The sequence below is a fragment of the Pseudomonas fluorescens genome (genome assembly GCF_040448305.1).
Classification (GTDB): Bacteria; Pseudomonadota; Gammaproteobacteria; order Pseudomonadales; family Pseudomonadaceae; genus Aquipseudomonas; species Aquipseudomonas fluorescens_BH.
In genome coordinates this window covers 6,489,538-6,513,043 of record NZ_CP148752.1, presented here as the reverse complement: position 1 = coordinate 6,513,043, position 23,506 = coordinate 6,489,538, and the positions used below count along the sequence as shown (strand labels likewise).

At 61.5% G+C, this 23,506-nt stretch carries 21 protein-coding genes, 1 other RNA gene and 2 pseudogenes; 13 read left to right on the top strand and 11 right to left on the bottom strand.

What is annotated here, in order from left to right; translation table 11 throughout:
* Positions 1-30: 30 nt before the first annotated feature.
* From ssrS to WHX55_RS29765, 4 genes and pseudogenes are all read right to left on the bottom strand, one after another.
* A non-coding RNA gene (gene ssrS / locus WHX55_RS29780) (6S RNA) lies at positions 31-209 on the bottom strand.
* Between the two features lie 30 nt (positions 210-239).
* Positions 240-557, bottom strand: a complete 318-nt coding sequence (locus tag WHX55_RS29775) for a cell division protein ZapA (RefSeq protein ID WP_007982900.1) — start codon at positions 555-557, stop codon at positions 240-242.
* Positions 554-763 carry a TIGR02449 family protein gene (locus tag WHX55_RS29770; RefSeq protein WP_007982902.1) on the bottom strand — a complete coding sequence of 70 codons (210 nt, stop codon included), beginning with the start codon at positions 761-763 and terminating at the stop codon, positions 554-556. Before WHX55_RS29770 ends, WHX55_RS29775 begins: the two co-directional genes overlap by 4 nt.
* A gap of 29 nt (positions 764-792) precedes the next feature.
* Positions 793-924: pseudogene (locus tag WHX55_RS29765) on the bottom strand (outer membrane lipoprotein carrier protein LolA); the annotation flags it as partial.
* 34 nt (positions 925-958) lie between these two features.
* On the opposite strand from WHX55_RS29765, the gene WHX55_RS29760 reads away from it, so the two are divergent.
* The 10 genes and pseudogenes from WHX55_RS29760 to gcvP all read left to right on the top strand — a co-directional run bounded on the left by WHX55_RS29760 (position 959) and on the right by gcvP (position 13,139).
* A complete protein-coding gene (locus WHX55_RS29760; protein WP_150724959.1) occupies positions 959-1,516 on the top strand; it encodes a YecA family protein in 558 nt (185 codons plus the stop codon).
* 27 nt (positions 1,517-1,543) lie between these two features.
* Entirely contained in the window at positions 1,544-2,878 is a 1,335-nt protein-coding gene (pepP, locus tag WHX55_RS29755) for a Xaa-Pro aminopeptidase (RefSeq protein WP_150753889.1), read from the top strand.
* A complete protein-coding gene (gene ubiH / locus WHX55_RS29750; RefSeq protein ID WP_150757493.1) occupies positions 2,875-4,062 on the top strand; it encodes a 2-octaprenyl-6-methoxyphenyl hydroxylase in 1,188 nt (395 codons plus the stop codon). The genes pepP and ubiH overlap by 4 nt, the downstream gene beginning before the upstream one ends.
* 38 nt (positions 4,063-4,100) lie before the next feature.
* Positions 4,101-4,212 (top strand): annotated as a pseudogene (locus tag WHX55_RS29745) (tetrameric acyl-CoA thioesterase); the annotation flags it as partial.
* Positions 4,213-4,221: 9 nt separating this feature from the next.
* On the top strand, positions 4,222-5,439 hold the full coding sequence (locus tag WHX55_RS29740) for a 2-octaprenyl-3-methyl-6-methoxy-1,4-benzoquinol hydroxylase (protein WP_191624903.1): 1,218 nt from the start codon (positions 4,222-4,224) through the stop codon (positions 5,437-5,439).
* A gap of 248 nt (positions 5,440-5,687) precedes the next feature.
* The gene (locus WHX55_RS29735; RefSeq protein WP_150757495.1) at positions 5,688-6,692 is read left to right on the top strand and encodes an extracellular solute-binding protein; all 1,005 of its coding nucleotides are present in this window, start codon (positions 5,688-5,690) and stop codon (positions 6,690-6,692) included.
* A gap of 138 nt (positions 6,693-6,830) precedes the next feature.
* A complete protein-coding gene (locus tag WHX55_RS29730) occupies positions 6,831-8,447 on the top strand; it encodes an iron ABC transporter permease (protein ID WP_150724964.1) in 1,617 nt (538 codons plus the stop codon).
* A 156-nt stretch (positions 8,448-8,603) separates the two neighbouring features.
* Positions 8,604-9,686 (top strand): glycine cleavage system aminomethyltransferase GcvT, encoded by a 1,083-nt coding sequence (gene gcvT, locus WHX55_RS29725; RefSeq protein WP_150757497.1) that lies wholly within the window; start codon positions 8,604-8,606, stop codon positions 9,684-9,686.
* Between the two features lie 50 nt (positions 9,687-9,736).
* Positions 9,737-10,120, top strand: a complete 384-nt coding sequence (gene gcvH / locus WHX55_RS29720) for a glycine cleavage system protein GcvH (protein ID WP_150724966.1) — start codon at positions 9,737-9,739, stop codon at positions 10,118-10,120.
* Between the two features lie 145 nt (positions 10,121-10,265).
* Complete coding sequence (gene gcvP, locus WHX55_RS29715) at positions 10,266-13,139, top strand: aminomethyl-transferring glycine dehydrogenase (RefSeq protein WP_150757498.1); 2,874 nt, start codon at positions 10,266-10,268, stop codon at positions 13,137-13,139.
* 194 nt (positions 13,140-13,333) lie between these two features.
* Here the strand turns inward: gcvP and WHX55_RS29710 are convergent, their stop codons facing one another.
* The 5 genes from WHX55_RS29710 to WHX55_RS29690 form a co-directional block, all read right to left on the bottom strand.
* A complete protein-coding gene (locus WHX55_RS29710) occupies positions 13,334-13,651 on the bottom strand; it encodes a DUF2388 domain-containing protein (protein ID WP_056726402.1) in 318 nt (105 codons plus the stop codon).
* Between the two features lie 68 nt (positions 13,652-13,719).
* The gene (locus tag WHX55_RS29705) at positions 13,720-14,169 is read right to left on the bottom strand and encodes an NfeD family protein (protein WP_150757499.1); all 450 of its coding nucleotides are present in this window, start codon (positions 14,167-14,169) and stop codon (positions 13,720-13,722) included.
* Positions 14,170-14,177: 8 nt separating this feature from the next.
* Complete coding sequence (locus tag WHX55_RS29700) at positions 14,178-15,098, bottom strand: SPFH domain-containing protein (protein ID WP_056726404.1); 921 nt, start codon at positions 15,096-15,098, stop codon at positions 14,178-14,180.
* Positions 15,099-15,182: 84 nt separating this feature from the next.
* Positions 15,183-16,967 carry a GspE/PulE family protein gene (locus WHX55_RS29695; RefSeq protein WP_150753897.1) on the bottom strand — a complete coding sequence of 595 codons (1,785 nt, stop codon included), beginning with the start codon at positions 16,965-16,967 and terminating at the stop codon, positions 15,183-15,185.
* A 90-nt stretch (positions 16,968-17,057) separates the two neighbouring features.
* A complete protein-coding gene (locus WHX55_RS29690) occupies positions 17,058-17,396 on the bottom strand; it encodes a hypothetical protein (protein WP_150753898.1) in 339 nt (112 codons plus the stop codon).
* A 126-nt stretch (positions 17,397-17,522) separates the two neighbouring features.
* On the opposite strand from WHX55_RS29690, the gene WHX55_RS29685 reads away from it, so the two are divergent.
* On the top strand, positions 17,523-17,987 hold the full coding sequence (locus WHX55_RS29685; RefSeq protein ID WP_008015415.1) for an Lrp/AsnC family transcriptional regulator: 465 nt from the start codon (positions 17,523-17,525) through the stop codon (positions 17,985-17,987).
* Positions 17,988-18,084: 97 nt separating this feature from the next.
* Here WHX55_RS29685 and WHX55_RS29680 read toward each other — a convergent pair whose 3' ends face one another.
* A complete protein-coding gene (locus tag WHX55_RS29680; RefSeq protein WP_150753899.1) occupies positions 18,085-19,452 on the bottom strand; it encodes a CYTH domain-containing protein in 1,368 nt (455 codons plus the stop codon).
* A 157-nt stretch (positions 19,453-19,609) separates the two neighbouring features.
* On the opposite strand from WHX55_RS29680, the gene argE reads away from it, so the two are divergent.
* Positions 19,610-20,779: an acetylornithine deacetylase gene (gene argE / locus WHX55_RS29675; protein WP_353741765.1), complete on the top strand. Its 1,170-nt coding sequence runs from the start codon at positions 19,610-19,612 to the stop codon at positions 20,777-20,779.
* Between the two features lie 266 nt (positions 20,780-21,045).
* Positions 21,046-22,344 (top strand): amino-acid N-acetyltransferase, encoded by a 1,299-nt coding sequence (gene argA / locus WHX55_RS29670; protein ID WP_150757501.1) that lies wholly within the window; start codon positions 21,046-21,048, stop codon positions 22,342-22,344.
* A 100-nt stretch (positions 22,345-22,444) separates the two neighbouring features.
* Here argA and tauA read toward each other — a convergent pair whose 3' ends face one another.
* A complete protein-coding gene (gene tauA, locus WHX55_RS29665; RefSeq protein WP_150757502.1) occupies positions 22,445-23,434 on the bottom strand; it encodes a taurine ABC transporter substrate-binding protein in 990 nt (329 codons plus the stop codon).
* Positions 23,435-23,506: the final 72 nt, after the last annotated feature.

Here is a 23,506-nt window from a genome sequence, read left to right as displayed (position 1 = left end):
CGGTATCAAAACCGGCATTGGACTGGAATCAGGCTCCCCGAATGTGCCGCTGTCGACTTAGCCCTTGAACCCGAAAGTTCAAGGTGGAAGATGCAGTAGGCTTTAAGGCTTTCCGTCTAGCGGACATGCACACCAGCCCAACGTGCAACCTCCAGGGTATAGCAAATCGGCTCAGGGACATCGCCAACTGGCAAGCACCCCAGGGAGTGAGGGGATTATACCGCAAGCGGCGACGCGAATCAGCCTTTGGTGACGTCCGGATCGGTGGCGAGCGCCAGATCGACGCGATCGAGCAGGTCACGCACCTGTTCGCGGGTCGATCCGCTGGCCTGGATATCCGGGCGTTCTTCCTTGTGCAGCAGGTCGTGGGTGATGTTCAGCGCGGCCATCACGGCGATTCGGTCGGCGCCGATGACTTTGCCGCTGCTGCGGATCTCGCGCATCTTGCCGTCCAGATAACGGGCGGCGCTGACGAGGTTACTGCGCTCTTCCTGAGGGCAGATGATCGAATACTCTTTGTCGAGGATCTGCACGGTGACGCTATTGCTTGAACTCATGAGTCTTGCTCCAGGGCCTTGAGGCGCGAAATCATCGATTCGACCTTACGCCGGGCGATTTCGTTTTTTTCAATGAGGTGCGCGCGTTCCTCGCGCCAGGTCTTTTCCTGAGCTAGTAAGAGTCCATTTTGACTCTTAAGTTGCTCGACTCGGGTAATCAGCAGCTCGAGTCTGGCCATCAGCGCTTGCAGGTCGGTGTCTTCCATTGTCTTCACTGTCTGATGGGGGGCGGACTTGTAGGAGCGAGCTCGCTCGCGATGAACCTGAGAGCGCCGCGGGGTATCAGGTACCCAGCGTTATCGTTGGCGACCATCGCGAGCAAGCTCGCTCCTACAGGGGTAGTCGATGTAGGATACAAGGCCTTCATTCTAGACATAGCGCCGTCTGGCGCCTAGCTGCCCATGACCATTCAGAATTCCCCGTACCAAGGCTTCGCCACCCTGCTGACTTCCAGCGGTCACAACGTCTCGCCTGCTGAACTGCACGGCCTGTTGCTCGGCCGCAGCTGCGCCGGCGCCGGTTTCGACGCCGAAGGCTGGCTGATCGACGCCGCCGAATTGCTCGAAAGCGAGCCGCAGGACAACGTTCGCAACGCCCTGATCGGCCTGCAAGCGATGGTAAAAGGCGAGCTCACCGGCGATGACGTGACCGTCGTTCTGCTGTTGCCGACCGACGACGCCCCGCTCACCGAGCGTGCCGCCGCACTGGGCGAGTGGTGCCAGGGTTTCCTCAGCGGCTTTGGCCTGAACTGCCGTGATAGCAGCACCCTGAGCACCGAGGCCACCGAAGTGTTGCAGGATCTGGCGGCCATTTCCCAGGTGCAAGACGCGCTGGAAGAGTCCGAAGACGGCGAAAGCGACTACATGGAAGTCATGGAGTACCTGCGCGTCGCACCGCTGCTGCTGTTCTCCGAGACCAAGAAAGACGTGCCGGCCGCCGCCAAGCCGTCGCTGCACTAATCGTTTGCCAGGGAACGCCATCTGCCCATGATCCATATCCCGAAATCGGAATACAGCCGTCGCCGCAAGGCCCTGATGGCGCAGATGGAACCCAACAGCATCGCCATCCTGCCCGCCGCCGCGGTGGCCATCCGCAACCGCGACGTCGAGCACGTCTACCGCCAGGACAGCGACTTCCAGTACCTCAGCGGGTTTCCCGAGCCGCAGGCCGTACTGGTGCTGATGCCGGGGCGTGTGCATGGCGAATACATCCTGTTCTGCCGTGAACGCAACGCCGAGCGCGAGCTGTGGGATGGCCTGCGTGCCGGGCAGGAAGGCGCGATTCGCGACTTCGGCGCCGACGACGCCTTTCCGATCACTGATATCGACGACATCCTGCCGGGCCTGATCGAAGGTCGTGACCGGGTGTATTCGGCCATGGGCAGCAACCCCGAATTCGACCGCCACCTGATGGAGTGGATCAATGTGATCCGCTCCAAGGCCAACCTCGGTGCCCAGCCGCCGAACGAGTTCGTTGCTCTGGATCATCTGCTGCACGACATGCGCCTGTATAAATCGGCGGCGGAAGTGAAAGTGATGCGCGAGGCGGCGCGGATTTCCGCACAGGGGCACGTACGGGCAATGCAGGCCTGTCGCGCCGGATTGCACGAATTCAGCCTGGAAGCCGAGCTCGATTACGAATTCCGCAAGGGCGGGGCGAAGATGCCGGCCTACGGGTCGATCGTCGCGGCGGGGCGCAACAGCTGCATCCTGCATTACCAGCAGAATGACGCGCTGCTCAAGGACGGGGATCTGGTGCTGATCGACGCCGGTTGCGAGATCGACTGCTACGCCAGCGACATCACCCGGACCTTTCCGGTCAGCGGCAAGTATTCAGCGGAACAGAAAGCGATTTACGAATTGGTGCTGGCCTCCCAGGAAGCCGCCTTTGCCGAAATCGCCCCGAACAAGCACTGGAACCAGGCGCACGAGGCCACGGTCCGGGTCATCACGGCCGGGCTGGTCAAGCTGGGTCTGCTGCGGGGCGACGTTGACGAACTGATCGCCAGCGAAGCCTACAAGGCGTTTTACATGCACCGCGCCGGCCATTGGCTGGGTATGGATGTGCATGACGTCGGCGAATACAAGGTCGGCGGCGAGTGGCGCGTGCTGGAAGTCGGCATGGCGCTGACCGTGGAGCCGGGGATCTATATCGCCCCGGACAACCAAAATGTTGCGAAGAAATGGCGCGGCATTGGCGTGCGCATCGAGGACGACGTAGTGGTCACCAAAACCGGCTGTGAAATATTGACGAACGGCGTGCCGAAAACCGTCGCCGAGATCGAGGCCCTGATGGCCGCCGCGCGGACACAGGCAGCATGAGTCGAGTCAACCTGGCAATCATCGGTGGCGGGCTGGTCGGTGCAAGCCTGGCGCTGGCGCTTCAGGCCGGGGCCAAGGCCCGGGGCTGGAAGATCGTGTTGATCGAGCCGTTCGCCCCTGGCGACAGCTATCAACCGAGTTACGATGCCCGTTCCTCTGCGTTGTCCTTCGGTTCGCGGCAAATCTATCAACGGCTGGGCGTCTGGCAGGAAGTCTCGCGCCGCGCCGAGCCGATCAAGCAGATTCATGTTTCCGACCGTGGCCGATTCTCCACCGCCCGTTTGTCGGCGATGGAAGAGGGGGTGCCGGCGCTGGGTTATGTCGTTGAAAATTCCTGGCTCGGCCAATGCCTGTGGCAAGGCCTGGACAAGGACGTGATCAGTTGGCGCTGCCCGGCGGAAGTCACCCGCATGGAGCCGCTGACCGACGGCTACCGCCTGACCCTGAACGATGAAACCACCCTGGAATGCGACCTCGCGGTGCTCGCCGATGGTGGCCGCTCCGGCCTGCGCGAACAACTGGGGATCGGCATCCGCAAGCGTCCGTACAACCAGAGCGCGCTGATCGCCAACATCACCCCGAGCGAAGCCCACAACGGTATGGCCTTCGAGCGTTTCACCGACGAAGGCCCGATGGCGTTGCTGCCGCTTCCGGATAATCGCTGCGCATTGGTCTGGACCCGCCTGGGCATGGACGCGCAACGCCTGGCGGCCCTTGATGAACGCAGCTTCCTCAGCGAGTTGCAGGGTGTGTTTGGTTATCGCCTCGGCACATTGAAACAGGTCGGTGCGCGGCATCTGTATCCGCTGACACTGGTCGAGGCCGAAGAACAGGTGCGCCCGCATCTGGCGATTCTCGGCAACGCAGCGCACAGTCTGCATCCGATTGCCGGCCAAGGGTTCAACCTGTCCCTGCGCGATACCCAGGCCCTGGCCGATGCCTTGCTCGCCAGTGAAGAACCTTTGGGCGACTTCGCCACGTTGCAGGCCTATCGCGAACGCCAGCGTCTCGATCAGGACCTTACCGTGGGATTCTCCGATCAGGTCACGCGCCTATTCGGCAGCACCCAGCCGCTGGTGTCCCTGGGGCGCAACATCGGCTTGCTCGGCCTGGATCTGTTGCCACCGGCCAAACGCTGGTTTGCCCGGCAGGCGATGGGGCTGGGTACCCGTCCAGATGCGTGACTGGCTGATCCGCGGATTCGGCAAGGCATGATCGATAAAAATACCTGCCGCAATTGCAGGTTCGACATTCATGACGGCCCCTGCCACCTGGTGGCGCGGGTCGGGAAAACCCTTTACGTGCGGCTCAAGCCGCAAGAGAGACAGGCTTAAAGCATGGAAATGCGCGCAGATCTGCTGATTGTCGGGGCCGGAATGGTCGGCAGCGCCCTGGCGCTGGCGTTGCAGAACAGCGGGCTGGAAGTCCTGCTGCTGGACGGCAGCCCCATGAGCGTCAAACCGTTCAACGCTCAGGCTGCGTTTGAACCGCGGGTGAGCGCCTTGTCGGCCGCCAGCCAGCGGATTCTCGAGCGCCTGGGCGTGTGGGACGGCATCGCCGGGCGGCGCAGCAGCCCCTACACCGACATGCAGGTCTGGGATGGCAGCGGCACCGGGCAAATTCACTTCTCGGCGGCCAGCGTGCATGCCGAGGTACTGGGGCATATCGTCGAGAACCGCGTGGTCCAGGATGCCTTGCTCGAACGCCTGCACGATTGCGACCTGGGGTTGCTGGCCAATGCTCGCCTGGAGCAGATGCGCCGCTCCGGCGATGACTGGCTGCTGACCTTGGCCGACGGCCGCACCTTGCGTGCACCACTGGTGATCGCGGCGGATGGCGCCAACTCGGCGGTGCGACGCCTGGCCGGTGTGGCGACCCGCGAATGGGATTATCTGCACCATGCCATCGTCACCAGCGTGCGTTGCGCCAAGCCGCATCAGATGACGGCCTGGCAGCGCTTCACCGATAATGGTCCGTTGGCGTTCCTGCCCCTTGAGCGCGACGGCCAACAGGATTGGTGTTCGATCGTCTGGTCGACCACACCGGGCGAAGCCGAACGCCTGATGGCGATGGATGAGCAAGGTTTCTGCAAGGGGCTGGAGCGGGCCTTTGAAGGTCGGCTCGGCGAGGTGCTTAGCGCCGACCCGCGCCTGTGTGTGCCTCTGCGCCAGCGGCATGCCAAGCGTTATGTGGCTGAAGGTCTGGCATTGATCGGCGATGCGGCCCACACCATTCACCCGTTGGCCGGGCAGGGAGTGAATCTCGGATTCCTCGATGCCGCCGTGCTGGCCGAAGTGTTGCTGCAAGCGGCAACACGTGGCGAACGCCTGGCGGATGTGAAAGTCCTCAGCCGTTACGAACGTCGACGGATGCCCCACAACCTGGCGCTGATGGCGGCGATGGAAGGCTTCGAGCGCTTGTTCCAGGCCGATCCGTTGCCGGTGCGCTGGTTGCGTAATACCGGGTTGAAAATGGTCGAGAAAATGCCGGAAGCCAAGGCGCTGTTCGTGCGTGAAGCGCTGGGGTTGACTGGGGATTTGCCGGCGTTGGCCAAGCCCTGAGATTTTCGTTGTGGCTGCCGCCCTCATCGCGAGCAGGCTCGCTCCCACAAGGATTTGTGGTGAACACAAAACTCCTGGACTCTGGAGATTCCCTGTGGGAGCGAGCCTGCTCGCGATGGCGGCGGTAAATTCACCATCATTTTCTGCCTGTGCAACATCCGGTAACTCCTCCACGGTCAGCTTCGATTGAGAAGCTAAATGTGAGTCCTTATCATTTGCCCTCATTTATCAATCGAGAGACCGCTCCCATGTTGGCACCGAAGCGTCTACTGACTGCACTGGCCTTGACCCTGATCGGCAGCACCGCCGCCCAGGCCGCTGACGAGGTGGTGGTCTACTCCTCGCGTATCGACGAGCTGATCAAGCCAGTATTCGATGCCTACACCGCCAAGACCGGCGTGAAGGTGAAGTTCATCACCGACAAGGAAGCGCCACTGATGCAGCGGCTCAAGGCCGAAGGCGCGAATACGCCGGCCGACCTGCTGCTCACCGTCGATGCCGGCAACCTCTGGCAAGCCGAGCAGATGGGCATCCTCCAGCCGTTCACCTCGAAAACCATCGACACCAACATTCCGCTGCAATACCGGGCCGCCTCCCATGCCTGGACCGGCCTGAGCCTGCGGGCGCGGACCATTGCCTACTCCACTGATCGGGTGAAGCCGGGTGAACTGACCACCTACGAAGCGCTGGCCGACAAGCAATGGGAAGGCCGCCTGTGCCTGCGCACGGCGAAGAAGGTCTACAACCAGTCCCTGACCGCGACCATGATCGAAGTGCACGGCGCCGGGAAGACCGAGGAAATCCTCAAGGGCTGGGTCAAGAACCTCTCCACTGACGTGTTCTCCGACGACACAGCCGTGCTGGAAGCGATCAATGCCGGCCAGTGCGACGTCGGAATCGTCAACACCTACTACTACGGCCGCCTGCACAAGCAGAAGCCAGACCTGCCGGTGAAACTGTTCTGGCCGAACCAGGCTGACCGTGGCGTACACATCAACCTGTCGGGTATCGGCCTGACACAATACGCGCCACACCCGGAAGCGGCCAAGGCCCTGGTGGAGTGGATGACCACCCCTGAAGCACAGAAGATCTTTGCCGATGTGAACCAGGAGTTCCCGGCGAACCCGGCCGTGCAGCCATCGGCTGAAGTCGCCGCATGGGGTAAGTTCATCGCTGATACCTTGCCTGTGGAAATCGCCGGCAAGCGTCAGGCCGAAGCGATTCGCTTGATGGACAAGGCTGGCTGGAACTGAGCCTGCTGTTTTAAAGGTCAAAAGATCGCAGCCTCCGGCAGCTCCTACATTGGGTTGGTGATCAACCTGTAGGAGCTGCCGGAGGCTGCGATCTTTTTGCGTTTTCTCTACACTTCAAAATTTCGCGAGAGATTTTCCTTGGCTCATCCCGCCCAACGCCGCTGGTATCCAGTCGTCTTCGCCATCGCTGCGCTGGTCCTGTTGCCCCTGAGCGTCCTGCTGCTTTCCTGGCAAACCATCGATCAACAGATCTGGTCCCATCTCTGGGACACACAGATGCCGCGTTTGCTGGGCAATACCTTGACCCTGGTGCTAGGCGTCGGTGTCGGCGTGACAGTCCTGGGTGTCAGCCTGGCCTGGCTCACCAGCCTTTGCGAATTCCCCGGCCGGCGTTGGCTGGACTGGGCGCTGATGCTGCCCTTCGCGATCCCGGCCTATGTGCTGGCCTTCGTCTTCGTCGGCCTGCTGGATTTTGCCGGGCCCGTGCAAACCCTGCTGCGGGAGTGGTTTGGCAGTGGTCTGCGCCTGCCGCGCGTGCGTTCCACGGGCGGCGTGATTGTGGTGCTGGTGCTGGTTTTCTATCCCTATGTCTATCTGCTGGCCCGCACCGCCTTCCTCGCCCAAGGCAAAGGCCTGATGGAAGCCGCGCGAGTCCTTGGCCAATCGCCCTGGCAAGCGTTCTGGCGGGTGGCGTTGCCCATGGCGCGACCAGCCATTGGCGCGGGCGTGGCATTGGCGCTGATGGAAACCCTGGCAGACTTCGGCGCAGTGTCGGTGTTCAACTTCGATACCTTCACCACCGCCATCTACAAGACCTGGTACGGTTTTTTCAGCCTGTCGTCCGCCGCGCAACTGGCCAGCCTGTTGCTGCTGGTGGTGATGCTCGTGCTCTACGGCGAACGACGTGCCCGTGGGGCCAACCGGGCGAGCAACGAGCGACCTCGGGTCAAGGCGCTGTATCACCTGCGAGGCGTCAAGGCACTGGCGGCCACGACGTGGTGCGGTCTGGTGTTCGCCTGCGCTTTCGTTATCCCGATGCTGCAATTGGTGGTGTGGTTCTGGCTGCGCGGGCGCTTCGATCTCGACGAGCGTTACACCGGGTTGATCGTCCATACCTTGTATCTGGGTGCGATGGCGGCGTTGATCACCGTCAGCGTCGCCTTGTTACTGGCGTTTGCCCGACGATTGGCGCCCACCCGGGTCATTCGTTCCGGGGTCAGTCTGGCCAATCTGGGTTATGCCTTGCCCGGTTCGGTGCTGGCGGTGTCGATCATGCTGGCGTTCAGTTACCTGGATCGCGAACTGGTGATCCCGCTCTCGAGCTGGCTCGGTGGCGCGGGCAAGCCGCTGCTGCTGGGCAGTCTGTCGGCGTTGCTGCTGGCCTATCTGGTGCGCTTCATTGCGGTGGCCTTCGGGCCACTGGAAAGCAGTCTGGCGCGTATACGGCCATCTTTGCCCGAAGCGGCACGTAGCCTTGGCGTCAGTGGGCCACGACTGTTTTTCAAAGTGTATCTGCCATTATTGCTACCCGGCACGTTGAGCGCCGCGCTGCTGGTGTTCGTCGACGTGCTCAAGGAAATGCCCGCGACCTTGCTGATGCGCCCGTTTGGCTGGGACACGCTGGCGGTGCGAATCTTCGAAATGACCAGCGAAGGCGAATGGGCACGGGCGTCTTTGCCGGCGTTGACCCTGGTGCTGGTCGGACTGTTACCGGTCATCGGATTGATCCGGCGTTCAGCACATCGAAACAGCTAGGTGTCAGTCCTACACCTTGCGGCTACAATGCGCGGCATTCGGTGCGGTCGGTCTGACAGACCAGGTAGCTGAAATTGGCTGAAGGCCCTTTGTTACAAGGCATTCAGTCCGTGCAGCACCTGCCCGCGCCTTCGCCACGCCCGGAAGGAGAAACCCATGGGACAGCGTACGCCTCTGTATGACCTTCATCTCGCACTCGGCGCGAAGATGGTCGATTTTGGCGGTTGGGACATGCCTCTGCATTATGGATCGCAGGTCGAGGAGCACCATCAGGTGCGCCGCGATTGCGGTGTCTTCGATGTATCCCACATGACCGTAATCGATGTCGGCGGCGCCCAGGCCAAAGCCTGGCTCCAGCATTTGCTGGCCAATGATGTCGAACGCCTGCACAGCCCCGGCCGTGCGTTGTACAGCACCATGCTCAACGAGCAGGGCGGGATCGTCGACGACATGATCGTCTACCGTCTCGATGAGGGTTATCGCCTGGTGGTCAACGCCTCCACCCGCGATCAGGACATGGCGTGGATGCAAGCCCATCTCAACGGTTTCGACGTGCAACTTCGCGAGCGTTCCGAGTTGGCGATGCTGGCCATCCAGGGCCCCCACGCCCGGCAAAAAATTGCCGAGCTGGTCAGCCAGTCCCGTGGCAACCTGATCCAGCTCCTCAAGCCCTTCGAAGGCCTGTCCGATGGTGACTGGTTCATCGCGCGCACCGGGTATACCGGTGAAGACGGCCTGGAAATCATTCTGCCGGCCGATCAGGCGCCAGGCTTTTTCAACGATCTGGTCGGTGCCGGGATTTCTCCCATCGGCCTCGGCGCGCGGGATACCTTGCGGGTCGAAGCCGGCATGAACCTTTACGGTCAGGACATCCAGCAGGATATTTCCCCCTTGGCCTCCAATATGGCCTGGAGCATTGCCTGGGAACCCGCCACCCGGCAGTTCATCGGGCGCAAGGCGCTGGAAGCCGAGCAGGCCGCCGGCGTACAGCAAAAACTGGTCGGTCTGGTCCTTGAGGAGCGCGGTGTTTTGCGCGCTCATCAGGTGGTCCGCATCGCCGATGTTGGCGAAGGGGAGATCACCAGTGGTAGTTTCTCTCCTACGCTTAGCAAGTCGATTGCACTGGCGCGCGTGCCGGTGGCTACCGCCGACCGCGCTGAAGTGGAAATCCGTGGCAAGTGGTACCCGGTCCGAGTGGTCAAACCGACCTTCGTACGCCACGGTAAAACCTTGATCTAACTTTTTTTGGCGGGCAATGACCGCTGACATTTTTCTTGAGGACACAGAACATGAGCGAAATCCCTGTCGACCTGCGTTTTGCCGAAAGTCACGAATGGGCCCGTCTAGACCATGATGGCGGCGTGAAAGTGGGTATTTCAGACCATGCTCAGGAAGCCTTGGGTGACGTAGTGTTCGTTGAGCTGCCGGAAATCGGCAAAGTGTTCGCTGCCGGTGAGGCTGCGGGTGTCGTCGAGTCGGTCAAGGCCGCGTCGGATATCTACTCGCCAGTTTCCGGTACAGTCATTGCCGTTAACGATGAATTGGCCAACAGCCCGGAACTGCTCAACAGCGCGCCTTATGACAGCTGGATATTCAAACTCGAGCCAAGCGATACCTCTGAGCTGAACAACCTGCTCGACGCGATGGCCTACAAGGCCGCCATCGGCGAGTAAGCCTTAAGCGTCATCCCCAAAGCCCCGACTTGTCGGGGCTTTTCAGTTTCCGGGATCCTGATCTTCAAGGCTCTGTGGCATCGACTGCTATGCTGGTTTGACCGTGTTGCATCGACGCTGAGCGCCAGTCAAGAGAGAGCCCGTCATGTCCCAATTGCCGTCCCTGAGCCAGTTACGCGACCCCAATGCCTTCCTGCGCCGCCACCTCGGGCCCGATGCCGCCGAGCAACAGGCGATGCTCGACAGCCTCGGCCTGGGCAGTCGGGTCGAATTGATCGAGCAAACGGTGCCGCCGGGCATCCGCCTCAACCGGGCGCTGGACCTGCCCCCGGCACTCGATGAAGAGGCCGCGCTGGCCAAACTGCGCGGTTATGCCGAGCAGAACCAGGTCTGGACCAGCCTGATCGGCATGGGCTACCACGGCACCCTTACACCGGCGGTCATTGTGCGTAATGTGCTGGAAAATCCCGGCTGGTACACCGCGTACACCCCCTATCAGCCAGAGATCGCCCAAGGGCGGCTCGAAGCGCTGCTGAACTTCCAGCAACTGACCATCGACCTGACCGGCCTGGAGCTGGCCAATGCCTCGCTGCTCGATGAAGCCACCGCCGCGGCGGAAGCCATGGCCCTGGCCAAGCGGGTCGCCAAGTCCAAAAGCAACCTGTTCTTTGTCGACGAAAACTGCCACCCGCAAACCATTTCCGTGGTGCAGACCCGCGCTGAGGGTTTCGGCTTCGAGCTGATCGTCGACGCTGTGGATAACTTGAAGCAGCACCAGGTCTTCGGCGCGCTGCTGCAATACCCTGACACCCACGGTGAAATCCACGACCTGCGGCCACTGATCGATCACCTGCACGCGCAACAGGCCCTGGCCTGTGTCGCCACGGATTTGTTGAGCCTGTTGTTGCTGACCCCGCCGGGTGAACTGGGTGCCGATGTGGTGTTCGGCTCGTCCCAGCGATTTGGCGTGCCCATGGGCTACGGCGGGCCGCACGCGGCATTTTTTGCCAGCCGCGATGAATACAAACGGGCAATTCCCGGGCGGATCATCGGTGTTTCGAAAGATGCGCGGGGCAACATCGCCCTGCGCATGGCCCTGCAAACCCGCGAGCAACACATCCGCCGGGAGAAGGCCAACTCCAACATCTGCACGGCCCAGGTGCTGCTGGCCAATATCGCCAGTTTCTATGCGGTCTATCACGGCCCCGAAGGGCTGAAGCGGATTGCCCAGCGGGTACATCGGCTGACCTGCATCCTGGCCGCCGGGCTTGAGCGCAACGGTATCACCCGGGTCAACCGGCACTTCTTCGACACCCTGACCCTGGAAGTCGGCGGAGCCCAGACCGCCATCATCGAAAGTGCCCGGGCCGCGCAGATCAACCTGCGCATTCTCGGGCGCGGCCAACTGGGCCTGAGCCTCGACGAGACCTGCGACGAAGGCACTGTGGCGAAGCTGTTCGATGTGTTCCTGGGTGCCGATCACGGGCTCAGCATCGATGACCTGGATGCAGAGGTCCTGCCTGGCGGAATTCCCGAAAGGTTGGCGCGAACTTCGCCTTATCTGCGCCATCCCGTGTTCAGCGCCCATCACAGCGAAACCGAGATGCTGCGCTACCTCAAACAACTGGAAAACAAGGACCTGGCGCTCAATCAATCGATGATCCCGCTGGGCTCCTGCACCATGAAGCTCAACGCCACCAGCGAGATGATCCCGATTACCTGGCCGCAGTTCGCCAATCTGCACCCGTTCGTGCCCAAGGAACAGGCTGCCGGTTATGGGCTGATGATCGAAGAACTGGAGCGCTGGTTGTGTGCGATCACCGGTTTCGACGCGATCTGCATGCAGCCCAACTCCGGTGCCCAGGGTGAATACGCCGGGCTGCTGGCAATCCGCAAATACCATGAGAGCTGTCATCAGGGCGGCCGCGATATCTGCCTGATTCCTTCGTCGGCTCATGGCACCAATCCCGCATCGGCGCAAATGGCCGGGATGCGCGTGGTGATCGTCGAGTGTGACGAGGCGGGCAACGTCGACCTGGATGACCTCAAGGAAAAAGCCGCGCAGGCCGCAGACAAACTCGCCTGCCTGATGGCGACCTATCCTTCGACCCATGGGGTGTATGAGGAAGGCATCAGCGAAATCTGTGAAGTGATCCACCAGCACGGCGGTCAGGTGTACATGGATGGCGCCAACCTCAACGCCCAGGTCGGGCTGGCGCGGCCGGCCGATATCGGCGCCGACGTCTCGCACATGAACCTGCACAAGACCTTCTGCATTCCCCATGGTGGCGGTGGGCCGGGCATGGGGCCGATTGGTGTTCGGGCGCACCTGGCGCCGTTCGTGGCCAACCATCCGGTGGTGCCGATCGACGGGCCGCACCCGCAAAATGGCGCCGTCAGCGCAGCGCCGTGGGGCAGCGCAAGCATTTTGCCGATCAGCTGGATGTACATCGCGATGATGGGGCCGCAGCTGGCGGACGCCAGCGAAGTGGCGATCCTGGCCGCGAATTACCTGGCGCGGCATTTGTCCGGTGCCTTCCCGGTGCTCTACACCGGGCGCAACGAGCGGGTGGCCCACGAATGCATCCTCGACCTGCGACCGCTCAAGGCGTTGACCGGCATTACCGAGGAGGACGTGGCCAAGCGCCTGATGGACTACGGCTTCCATGCCCCGACCATGTCGTTTCCGGTGCCGGGGACGCTGATGGTCGAACCGACCGAAAGTGAGTCGAAGGCGGAACTGGACCGCTTTATCGGAGCGATGCTGAGCATCCGCGCGGAAATCAACGAGGTGCAGAACGGTAACTGGCCGGCTGAAGAAAACCCGTTGAAAGGTGCGCCGCATACGTTGGCCGACATCACCGGCGTGTGGGAGCGGCCGTACAGCATCGTGCAAGCGGTCACGCCGGACACGCACACCAAGGCTCACAAGTACTGGCCGGTGGTGAACCGGGTGGACAACGTGTATGGGGATCGGAACCTGTTTTGTGCGTGTGTGCCGGTGGATGACTATCGCTGACATCCCAGGAAACACATAACCAATGTGGGAGCGAGCCTGCTCGCGATTGCGGTGTGACAGTCACTGAAGATTTCACTGATCCACCGCAATCGCGAGCAGGCTCGCTCCTACAGGGAGGCTCGGTGAACATGGGATTTGTGTTCGCAGGGCAAAAAAATACCGCTCAATTGAGCGGCATTTTTCATTCGCAACGCTTACTCCGAAGCCACGGCATTCTTCGCCAGGATCGCATTCGCCAGTTCCATGTCTGTGGCTTGCAGGCCCGGGTTGTCGGCGCGGACTTTCTGCATGGCCGCTTCCAGGTACGGGCCGCGGATGCTGCCGTCGCTGGCGACGAAGCTGCTGGCATCGTCCTGGGCCGCGACGACCAGCTTGTTATCCTTGGATGTCAGATAGCTCGAACCGGTGGTTGCACCGGACGTAAGAACGTTACGCCAAAAAGTATCGGCCATCGCCGAACCGACAGGCAGGGACAACAGCGCGACGGTAGCGACAGCAAGTTTGAAACGCATGACAGGGTGACTCCACTGGGTTGACTACGCGGTTGGATTGCCAACCCCCAATCGAGTTCCGTGGTTGCCTATTCCTCTGCTTCGACCAGCAGGATCGCGCCTTGCTGGCCGACCACCCGCACGCGGCTGCCAATGGCGGAGTCCGGCCCGCGGGCCATCCACACGCCGTCGGCCACCTTGATCTTGCCGCGACCGTCGACAATCGCTTCATGCACCACGAAGGTCTTGCCGATCAGTTCCTGGCCGCGCAGATTCAGGTGCGGCTGATCGCTCGGACGCGCCGCCGTGCGCTGACGCCGCCACCAGTACAACGCGGTGGTGATCGACAGCAGGCTGAACAATAGAAACTGCCATTCCCAGGACAGGTCCGGCAGCAGGAAGATCAAGACGCCCACGGCTGCCGCGGCCATGCCGATCCACAGCAGGTAACCGCCAGCGCCGAACACTTCGAGAATCAACAGCACTGTGCCCAGCGCCAACCAGTCCCAGAACGAGAGGTGCTGCAAAAATGCCCACATGGCGCGCCTCAGGCTTTCTTGTTATCGAAAGTGGCCTTGACGATTTCGCCAATGCCGCCCACCGCGCCGATCATCGAACTGGCCTCCAGCGGCATCAGGATCACCTTGCTGTTGTTGGCTGAGGCCAACTTGCCCAGCGCATCGATGTACTTCTGCGCCACGAAGTAGTTGACCGCCTGCACGTTGCCGCTGGCGATGGCTTCGGACACCACTTTGGTCGCCTGTGCTTCTGCCGCGGCTTGCCGCTCGCGGGCTTCGGACTCCAGGAAGGCGGCCTGGCGACTGCCTTCGGCTTCGAGGATCTGCGCCTGCTTCTTGCCTTCGGCGGTCAGGATCGCTGCGGCGCGCAGGCCCTCGGCCTCGAGGATTTGTGCACGCTTGATCCGTTCGGCTTTCATCTGCCCCGACATCGCCGCCATCAGGTCGGCGGGTGGGCTGATGTCCTTGATCTCGATCCGGGTGATCTTGATACCCCACGGCGCGGTCGCTTCGTCGACGGTGCGCAGCAGTTTTTCGTTGATCCCGTCGCGCTGGCTGAGCATGGCGTCGAGTTCCATCGAGCCGAGCACGGTGCGGATGTTGGTTTGCAGCAGGTTGCGGATGGCGTGTTCGAGGTTATTGACCTCATAGGCCGCCTGGGCCGTGTTGACCACCTGGAAGAAGCACACGGCGTCGATTTGCACGGTGGCGTTGTCGGCGGTGATGACTTCCTGCGGCGGAATATCCAGCACGCTTTCCATCACATTCATCTTGCGCCCGATGCGGTCCATGACCGGAATGATCACGTTCAGCCCCGGCTTGAGCGTGTTGGTGTAGCGACCGAAACGCTCGACGGTCCATTCAAAGCCTTGGGGCACGACCTTGAAACCCATGAACAGAATGGCGACCACCAGGCCGACAAAAAGCAAAAGCACACTACCGATCTGCATAACGATTCCTTGTTGATGTGTGGATCTGTGGAGTTGCAATCGCTGGAGTGTAGCTGTGCCGATGCCGGATAAGTACAGCCGGGCTCAGTTCTGCTCGCTCTGGGGCGTCACTCGCAGAACCTCCTCGATGGTCGTCAGCCCGGCGGCGACCTTTTGCGCTCCTGACAGCCGCAGGCTGCGCATGCCTTCCTTGAATGCCTGGCGCCGTACGGCCAACAGATCGGTGTCGGGACTGATCAGCGCTTTGATGCTGTCGCTCAGTTGCATGATTTCGTAGACCCCGGCGCGACCGCGATAACCGGTGTCGCGGCATTCCACGCAACCGATGGCACGCTGGGCATTGGTCGGTAACGGTGCTTGCCAGGGACGGGTCAGGGTTTGCCAGTCGTCTTCGCCCAGCGTCAGCGGCGCCTTGCAGTGCGGGCACAGGGTCCGCACCAGTCGCTGGGCCATGACGCCGAGCACCGTGGCCTTGATCAGGTAGTGCGGCACGCCGAGTTCCAGCAGGCGGCTGATGGCGCTGGGTGCGTCGTTGGTGTGCAGGGTCGACAGCACCAGGTGCCCGGTGAGCGCAGCCTGGATCGCCATCTCCGCGGTTTCGAGGTCGCGGATCTCGCCGATCATGATGATGTCCGGGTCTTGCCGCATCAGCGCGCGCACCCCGGCGGCGAAGGTCAGGTCGATGTTGTGCTGGACCTGCATCTGGTTGAACGCCGGCTCGACCATTTCGATCGGGTCTTCGATGGTGCAGAGGTTGACCTCCGGCGTCGCCAGTTTTTTCAGGGTGGTGTAGAGGGTGGTGGTCTTGCCCGAACCCGTCGGCCCGGTGACGAGGATGATGCCGTGGGGCTGGCGGGTCATGTCCTGCCAGCGGCGCAGGTCGTCGGCGGAGAAACCAAGCTGGTCGAAGTCCTTGAGCAATACTTCCGGATCGAAGATCCGCATGACCATTTTTTCGCCGAAGGCCGTGGGCAGTGTCGACAAGCGCAGTTCGACTTCACCGCCGTCCGGGGTCTTGGTTTTGACCCGGCCGTCCTGGGGTTTGCGTTTCTCCGCGACGTTCATGCGCCCCAGGGTTTTCAGGCGACTGACGATGGCCATGGTGACCTGGGGCGGGAATTGATAGACGTTGTGCAGCACGCCGTCGATGCGAAAGCGCACCGTGCCTTGCTCGCGCCGGGGTTCGATGTGGATGTCGCTGGCGCGTTGCTGGAACGCGTACTGGAACAGCCAGTCGACGATATTGACGATGTGTGCATCGTTGGCGTCCGGCTCCTGGTCGCTGGCGCCGAGGTTGAGCAGCTGTTCGAAATTGCCGAGGGTACTGACTTGCGGGTCGGCGCTGTTCGCTCCGGTGACCGATTTGGCCAGGCGGAAGAATTCGACGCTGAAGCGCTGGATGTCCACTGGGTTGGCTACCACACGCTTGATCGGCAATTTGAGCACGTGGGTCAGGTCAGCCTCCCAGCCGCTGACATAAGGCTGGGCGCTGGCCACGGTTACCGCCTCGCGGTCGATCGCTACCGCGAGGATCTTGTGGCGCTGGGCGAAGGCATAGGACATCAGCGGGGTCACGGCCGCGACATTGATTTTCAACGGGTCGATGCGCAGGTAAGGCTGGCCGGCCTGCCGGGACAGCCACAGGGTCAGGCTCTCGAGGTCCAGCGGTTTGCCGGGACGGCTGAGATCGTCCAGCTGTTGGCTGGCAATGAACTCCAGCGGATGCATCTGGCCAAGGGAGGCGTTGCGGCGGCGGGCATTGAGCGCGTGTTCGGCCGAATCCTGACTGATAAAGCCTTGGGCGACCAGTTCGCGCAGCAGGTCATTGAGATCCAGCCAGCGGTCCTGAAAGGCGAGATGTACGGACATGCGGGCTCCTTTTGAACGACAGTGCGCAAAGGATAGCCGTGGCCCGGCTGACCGCTGGGCCACTACCCGACAAAGCCGTTTCGGAGTTTTTCAGCCCGCCGCTTGAGCCGCTTCGGTCCATGGGGCATCAGCTTCTTGCAGCTCCACCGAGCAGACGCTGATCAGGTTACGAAGTTTTTCCGCAATCACTTGCGCGCGGTGCCAGCTCAAACCGTCGATGACGATCTCGATGGTCAACCAGTCGTCCTGGCGCTGCGCGTTGACCTGCACCGGTGTGAGCAATTGCAGGGCGAACAGATTGAGGGCGCGACACAGCAGGTCCGGTTCTGCCTCGGCCAGCATTTGATAGCGAACCCGGCAATGGGTGTTGCCGACGTTCCAGACATCGGCGCGGGCGGGTGGGGTGTTCACGGCTTCGAGATACGGCATGGTCTGGCTCCAAAATCATTGGAGAAATGTTTACATCCTGTGCCGGGTATTTCTTCTCTATGATTGGCTGTATTACGGAAATGAAGAATCAATCAATTCACTTGTTACTCGGTTAAGGGTTTTTTTATGCAAAGCGAACTGGACAGCTACGACCGTAAGATCCTCGCCTTGCTGCAAGAGGATGCTTCGCTTTCCAGCGCGCAGATCGCCGAGCAAGTGGGGCTCTCGCAATCGCCGTGCTGGCGGCGGATTCAGCGGATGAAAGAGGAGGGCATCATTCGCGGCCAGGTGACCTTGCTCGACCGCAAGAAAATCGGCCTGAACACGCAGATTTTCGCGGAGGTGAAACTCAATGCCCACGGGCGTTCGAACTTCACCGAATTCACCGAGGCGATTCGCGGCTTTCCGGAGGTGCTGGAGTGTTACGTGCTGATGGGGGCGGTGGATTTCTTGCTGCGGATTGTCACGGCGGACATCGAGGCCTACGAGCGCTTTTTCTTCGAAAAGCTGTCGATGGTGCCGGGGATTCAGGAGGTGAATTCGATCGTGGCGTTGTCGGAGATCAAGTCGACTACCAGTTTGCCGGTCTGAGATTTTGCGGTGAATGTGCTGGCCTCTTCGCGAGCAGGCTCGCTCCCACAAGGACCGCATAAATCCTGTGGGAGCGAGCCTGCTCGCGAATGCGGTATTACAGGCGCAGCAACATTTTCCAGGCACGGTTCTGATACACCGCGATCGCCTGCTGCTTGCGCGCATCCAGGACTTCGTCGGTGATCGACTCGTTGGCCAGTTGCGCCAGCTTGTTCAGCTCACCGTAGAGGCGATCCATTTCTGGGATCTCCAGCACGTTACGCGCATGGTGCAGCCACACCTGGATGCGTTCGATGCGCGGCAGTTGCTCGGCCAGGTCTTCCGGCTGTTGCTGGTAACGCTGCAATTGCAACGAAGTGGCTTCTTCGCCCAGCAGGCGCGGCAACCAGCTGCCCAGTTGCGCAGCGCCCTGGCGATTGCCACGGGTGTTGCGGTCGGCGGCCCAGGTGCGGGCCAGCAGCCAGCGCGAGGTGGTCAGGGAGAACAGGCCCCAGCGCGGGTCTTCGAGTTCTTCGAGGAACTGCTCGGGCGCGGCTTTGCGCACGTCTTCATCTTCCAGGCCGGCCTGGACCAGCGGGCGCCAGTCTTCCAGCAAGGCATCGAGGGCGATACGCAAATCGTGGGTCGACTGGCGTGGTGCGGCCTGGCCCAGGCTGCTGATCAGCGCGCGCATTTCCGCGAGGCATTCGACCCAGTCCTGCAACAGGCGCCAGTGACCGTTGAAGCGATACTGCTCGGCCAGACGCTGGCTGCTGCCCAGCAAATGCCAGCTCAGCGCGGCGAACGCATCGTCCAGCGGCGTTTCGGCGGTGATCTGCGGCGCCGGCAGGCTCAACGAATAGCTGTGGGCGTCGTACAAGCGATAACCGCGCTCGGCCTTGCTGATGTCGCAGGGCATCAGGGCCAGTTTCTCGGCCAGCTCGGCGGCCAGTTCCAGCAGGGCTGCCGGTTCGCCTTCGCGCAGTTCCAGTTCCAGCTCGCAGATTTCTTCTTTCTGCTTGCCGACCACGACGTGACCCAGGTCCAGCGCGGCTTCGATGACCACTTTGGTCTTGCCGCGACCCCAGGCGATTTCTGCGCGTTCGCGGACGAAGTCGGTGGTGAAGATCGGCTTCAGGGTCTTCCTGTCCAGCTCGGCCAGTTCCTCGGGCCAGCATTCGCCGTCGAGTTTCTTCAAGTCGAGCTTGGCCTTGGGCAGGGGCCAGTTGAATTCATTACGCTCGGACAAGCCGGCGACGCTCTGGCCACGGGTCTTGAGGGTCTGAATCACTTCGTCGCCATCCTTGCGCAGGCGCAGGGCGACTTTGGCCTGGGCCAGGTCGCGCTCGGGCGTGTCGAAGTACTGATTCATCAACTCACGGCGTTCCCAGCCACTTTTGTTGCGTTTTTTCAGTAACGGGTGCTCGCGCAGGGCGGCGAGGGTTTCGCGGCTGACGCGGAGTTTGATTTCGGTTTCTTTCTGCATGGCCGGAAAATCCAGGATCGGGAGCGCAGCCGGGGGAATGTGTGGCTGCCAAGGTCGTGCAGTGTACAGGACTCAAGGTTAGTACGCGCCGAGACGGTTTATTCCTGTCATCGGTTGGTTCTATGATGGACCTCAATTCGGGTGCCGGGAGTCAGCGATGCCATTGCCGTCGATGAAAGAACAATTCGCAGCGTTGATCGCCGCACCGTCGGTCAGTTGCACACAGCCCAGTCTCGATCAATCCAACCGCCCGGTCATCGATCTGCTGGCAACGTGGCTCGGTGAGCTGGGCTTTACCTGCGAGATCCAGCAGGTCAGCCCCGGCAAGTTCAACCTGCTGGCCAGTTTCGGCTCCGGCCCCGGCGGCCTGGTGCTGGCCGGGCACAGCGACACCGTGCCGTTCGACGGCGCGCTGTGGCAAACCGACCCGCTGAAGCTGACTGAAGTCGACGGTCGTTGGATTGGCCTGGGCAGTTGCGACATGAAGGGTTTTTTCGCCCTGGCCATCGAGGCGGTCAAACCGCTGCTCGATCAGCCGTTCAAACAGCCGTTGCTGATTCTCGCCACCTGCGATGAAGAAAGTTCGATGTCCGGTGCCCGCGCGCTGGCCGAGGCGGGGCGACCGCTGGGGCGGGCGGCGGTGATCGGCGAGCCGACCGGGCTCAAGCCGATCCGCATGCACAAAGGCATCATGATGGAGCGCATCGACATCCTCGGGCAGAGCGGGCATTCCTCGGACCCGCGCCTGGGCCACAGCGCCCTGGAAGCCATGCACGATGCGATCGGTGAACTGCGTGGCCTGCGCCTGTTGTGGCAGCGCGAATTCCGCAATCCACAGTTCGGCGTGCCGACACCAACGATGAATTTCGGCTGCATCCATGGCGGCGACAATCCCAATCGCATCTGCGGCCAGTGTTCGCTGGAGTTTGATCTGCGCCCGTTGCCCGGCATGGACCCCAAGGTCTTGCGTGCAGAGATCCTGCAGAAGCTCAACCCGGTTGCCGAGCGGCATCAGGTGAAGATCACCTACGCGCCGTTATTCCCCGAAGTGCCGCCCTTCGAACAGGCCGAGGACGCCGAGTTGGTGCGCCTTGCCGAAAAGCTCACCGGTCACAGCGCCGAAGCAGTGGCGTTCGGCACCGAAGCACCTTATCTTCAGCGCCTTGGCTGTGAAACGCTGGTGCTTGGCCCGGGTGATATCGCCTGTGCCCACCAGCCGGGGGAATACCTCGAAATGTCACGTTTGCAGCCTACGGTGCATCTATTACGACAGTTGATCGAACATTATTGCCTGACACCGGCGCAAAACACGGTGCCTGTCAATTGAACGCAATCCATGTGGGAGCGAGCCTGCTCGCGAAAAGGGAGTGCCAGTTGATACTTGTGTGTCTGACACACCGTATTCGCGAGCAGGCTCGCTCCCACAGGTTCCGTGCCATAACGGACAAAGCCGTATAAATTGCCGGTACCCAAACCCGTATTCATGAGGAGAGCGCGCGTGTCGCCAAGCCTGTTCCGACGATAACCATCAGCCTGCTGTGCGTTTTCAGTTTCGCCCTTTTTTCGGCTGCTATTTATTACAGGCCCAGGTTCATGCCCGAATACGTCAATTGGCTTCGTCACGCTTCGCCTTACATCAACGCCCACCGCGATTGCACCTTTGTCGTCATGCTGCCCGGCGACGGCGTTGAACACCCGAATTTCGGCAATATCGTCCACGACCTAGTGCTGTTGCACAGCCTGGGTGTGCGTCTAGTGCTGGTTCACGGCTCCCGCCCGCAAATCGAAGCGCGCCTCGCGGCCCGTGGCTTGACCCCGCATTACCACCACGGCTTGCGCATCACCGATGCCGCGACCCTGGAGTGCGTGATCGACGCGGTTGGCCAGTTGCGCATTGCCATTGAGGCTCGTCTGTCGATGGACATGGCTTCGTCGCCGATGCAGGGCTCGCGCCTGCGGGTAGCCAGCGGCAACCTGGTGACGGCCCGGCCGATCGGCGTGCTTGAAGGCGTCGACTATCACCACACCGGCGAAGTGCGCCGGGTCGACCGCAAGGGCATCAACCGTCTGCTGGACGAGCGCTCGATTGTGCTGCTGTCGCCGCTGGGCTACTCGCCGACCGGGGAGATTTTCAACCTGGCCTGTGAAGACGTCGCCACGCGAGCGGCCATCGAGCTGGGGGCGGACAAGCTGCTGCTGTTTGGCGCCGAACTGGGTTTGATCGACGAAAACGGGCGTCTGGTGCGCGAATTGCGTCCGCAACAGGTGCCGGCGCATTTGCAGCGCCTGGGCAGTAACTATCAGGCGGAACTGTTGGATGCCGCTGCCGAAGCTTGTCGTGGCGGTGTGGCCCGTAGTCATATCGTCAGTTATGCCGAGAACGGTGCACTGCTGACCGAACTGTTCACCCGTGACGGTGGCGGTACGCTGGTGGCGCAGGAGCAGTTCGAAGTGGTGCGCGAAGCGGCCATTGAAGACGTCGGTGGTTTGCTGGATTTGATCAGCCCGCTGGAAGAGCAGGGCATCCTGGTGCGCCGTTCCCGCGAAGTGCTGGAGCGTGAGATTGAGCAGTTCAGTGTGGTTGAGCGCGAAGGCATGATCATCGCCTGCGCGGCGCTGTATCAGATTGCCGATTCGGATACCGGTGAGCTGGCGTGCCTGGCGGTGAATCCGGAATATCGCCATGGCGGTCGCGGTGATGAGCTGCTGGAACGCATTGAAAACCGCGCGCGGGCTCAGGGATTGAAAACCTTGTTCGTGCTCACCACCCGCACTGCGCACTGGTTCCGCGAGCGTGGTTTTGTGCCGAGCAGCGTTGACCGTCTGCCGTCGGCGCGGGCGTCGCTGTACAACTATCAGCGTAATTCGAAGATCTTCGAAAAAGCCCTCTGACCGCGTCGCTTTCATCGCGAGCGAGCTCGCTCCCACAGTTGACCGAGTATCCCTGTGGGAGCGAGCCTGCTCGCGATGGGCGCACAGCAGCCTTCAGCAATTACTCAGTGACAAACTTCGCGCTGACATACGGCGAATAATCCGGCAACACCGTCTCCACCTTCCCTTGCTCCTTCAAGAATTTCGCCGTCTCACCAATGGCCTTGGCCGTGCCGCCGTCCAGCAGCGCGGCGCTCTGTTGCGCCTTGGCATCCGGGAATGCAGAACCGGCCAGTAACTCCGGCACGTCGGCGGCATTGGCACCGGTCAATTTGGCGATTTTCTGCACCGGCTCCGAGTCGACCGTCCAGTTGGCTTTATGCGCTGCGTAATCAGCAAAGGCGTCGAGGGTGACCTTGGCGAATCTGGCCACCACCTCTGGGTGCTTCTCGGCGTAATCCTTACGCGCTACCCAGACCTCAAAGGTTGGCGCACCCCATTGGCCCACCTGCGCAGCGTCGGTCAGGGTCTTGCCAGTCTTGCGGATTTCCCCCAGGGCGGGCGACCAGACAAACGCGCCATCAATATCACCACGCTTCCAGGCTGCCGCGATTTCCGCCGGCTGCAGGTTCACCACTTTGACTTTCGAACTGTCCAGGCCCCAGTGCTTCAGCGCACCAAGCAGGCTGTAGTGGGAGGTTGAAACGAAAGGTGTAGCGATGGTCTTTCCGATCAGATCTTGCGGTTTTTCGATGCCGCTGCCATTGCGCACCACCAGCGCTTCGGCGGCATTGATCTGGGCCGAGACGATGAACGCGACAATCGGCAGGTTGCGCGAGGCGGCAGCGGCCAGCGGACTGGAGCCGAGATTGCCGATTTGCACATCGCCGGAGGCAATCGCCGTGACCACTTCCGGGCCGCTGTTGAAGCGCCGCCAGTCGATGGGCTGGCCGATGGTTTTTTCATAAAGGCCATCGGCCTGGGGGACTTTGCTGGGGTCGATTCCGGTTTGATAGCCGACGGTGAGGTTCGCCGCCTGGGCGGTGAAAGAAAATGCGAGAGATATACAAACTGTAACAATTGCTCCGGATAGTGCGCGTTTGGTCGTCATGGGGCTGCCTTTCGGTAAGGATTTGTTTCCGAATTGCGTCAGAAACTAATCGATCTAAAAAAGCAAAAATAA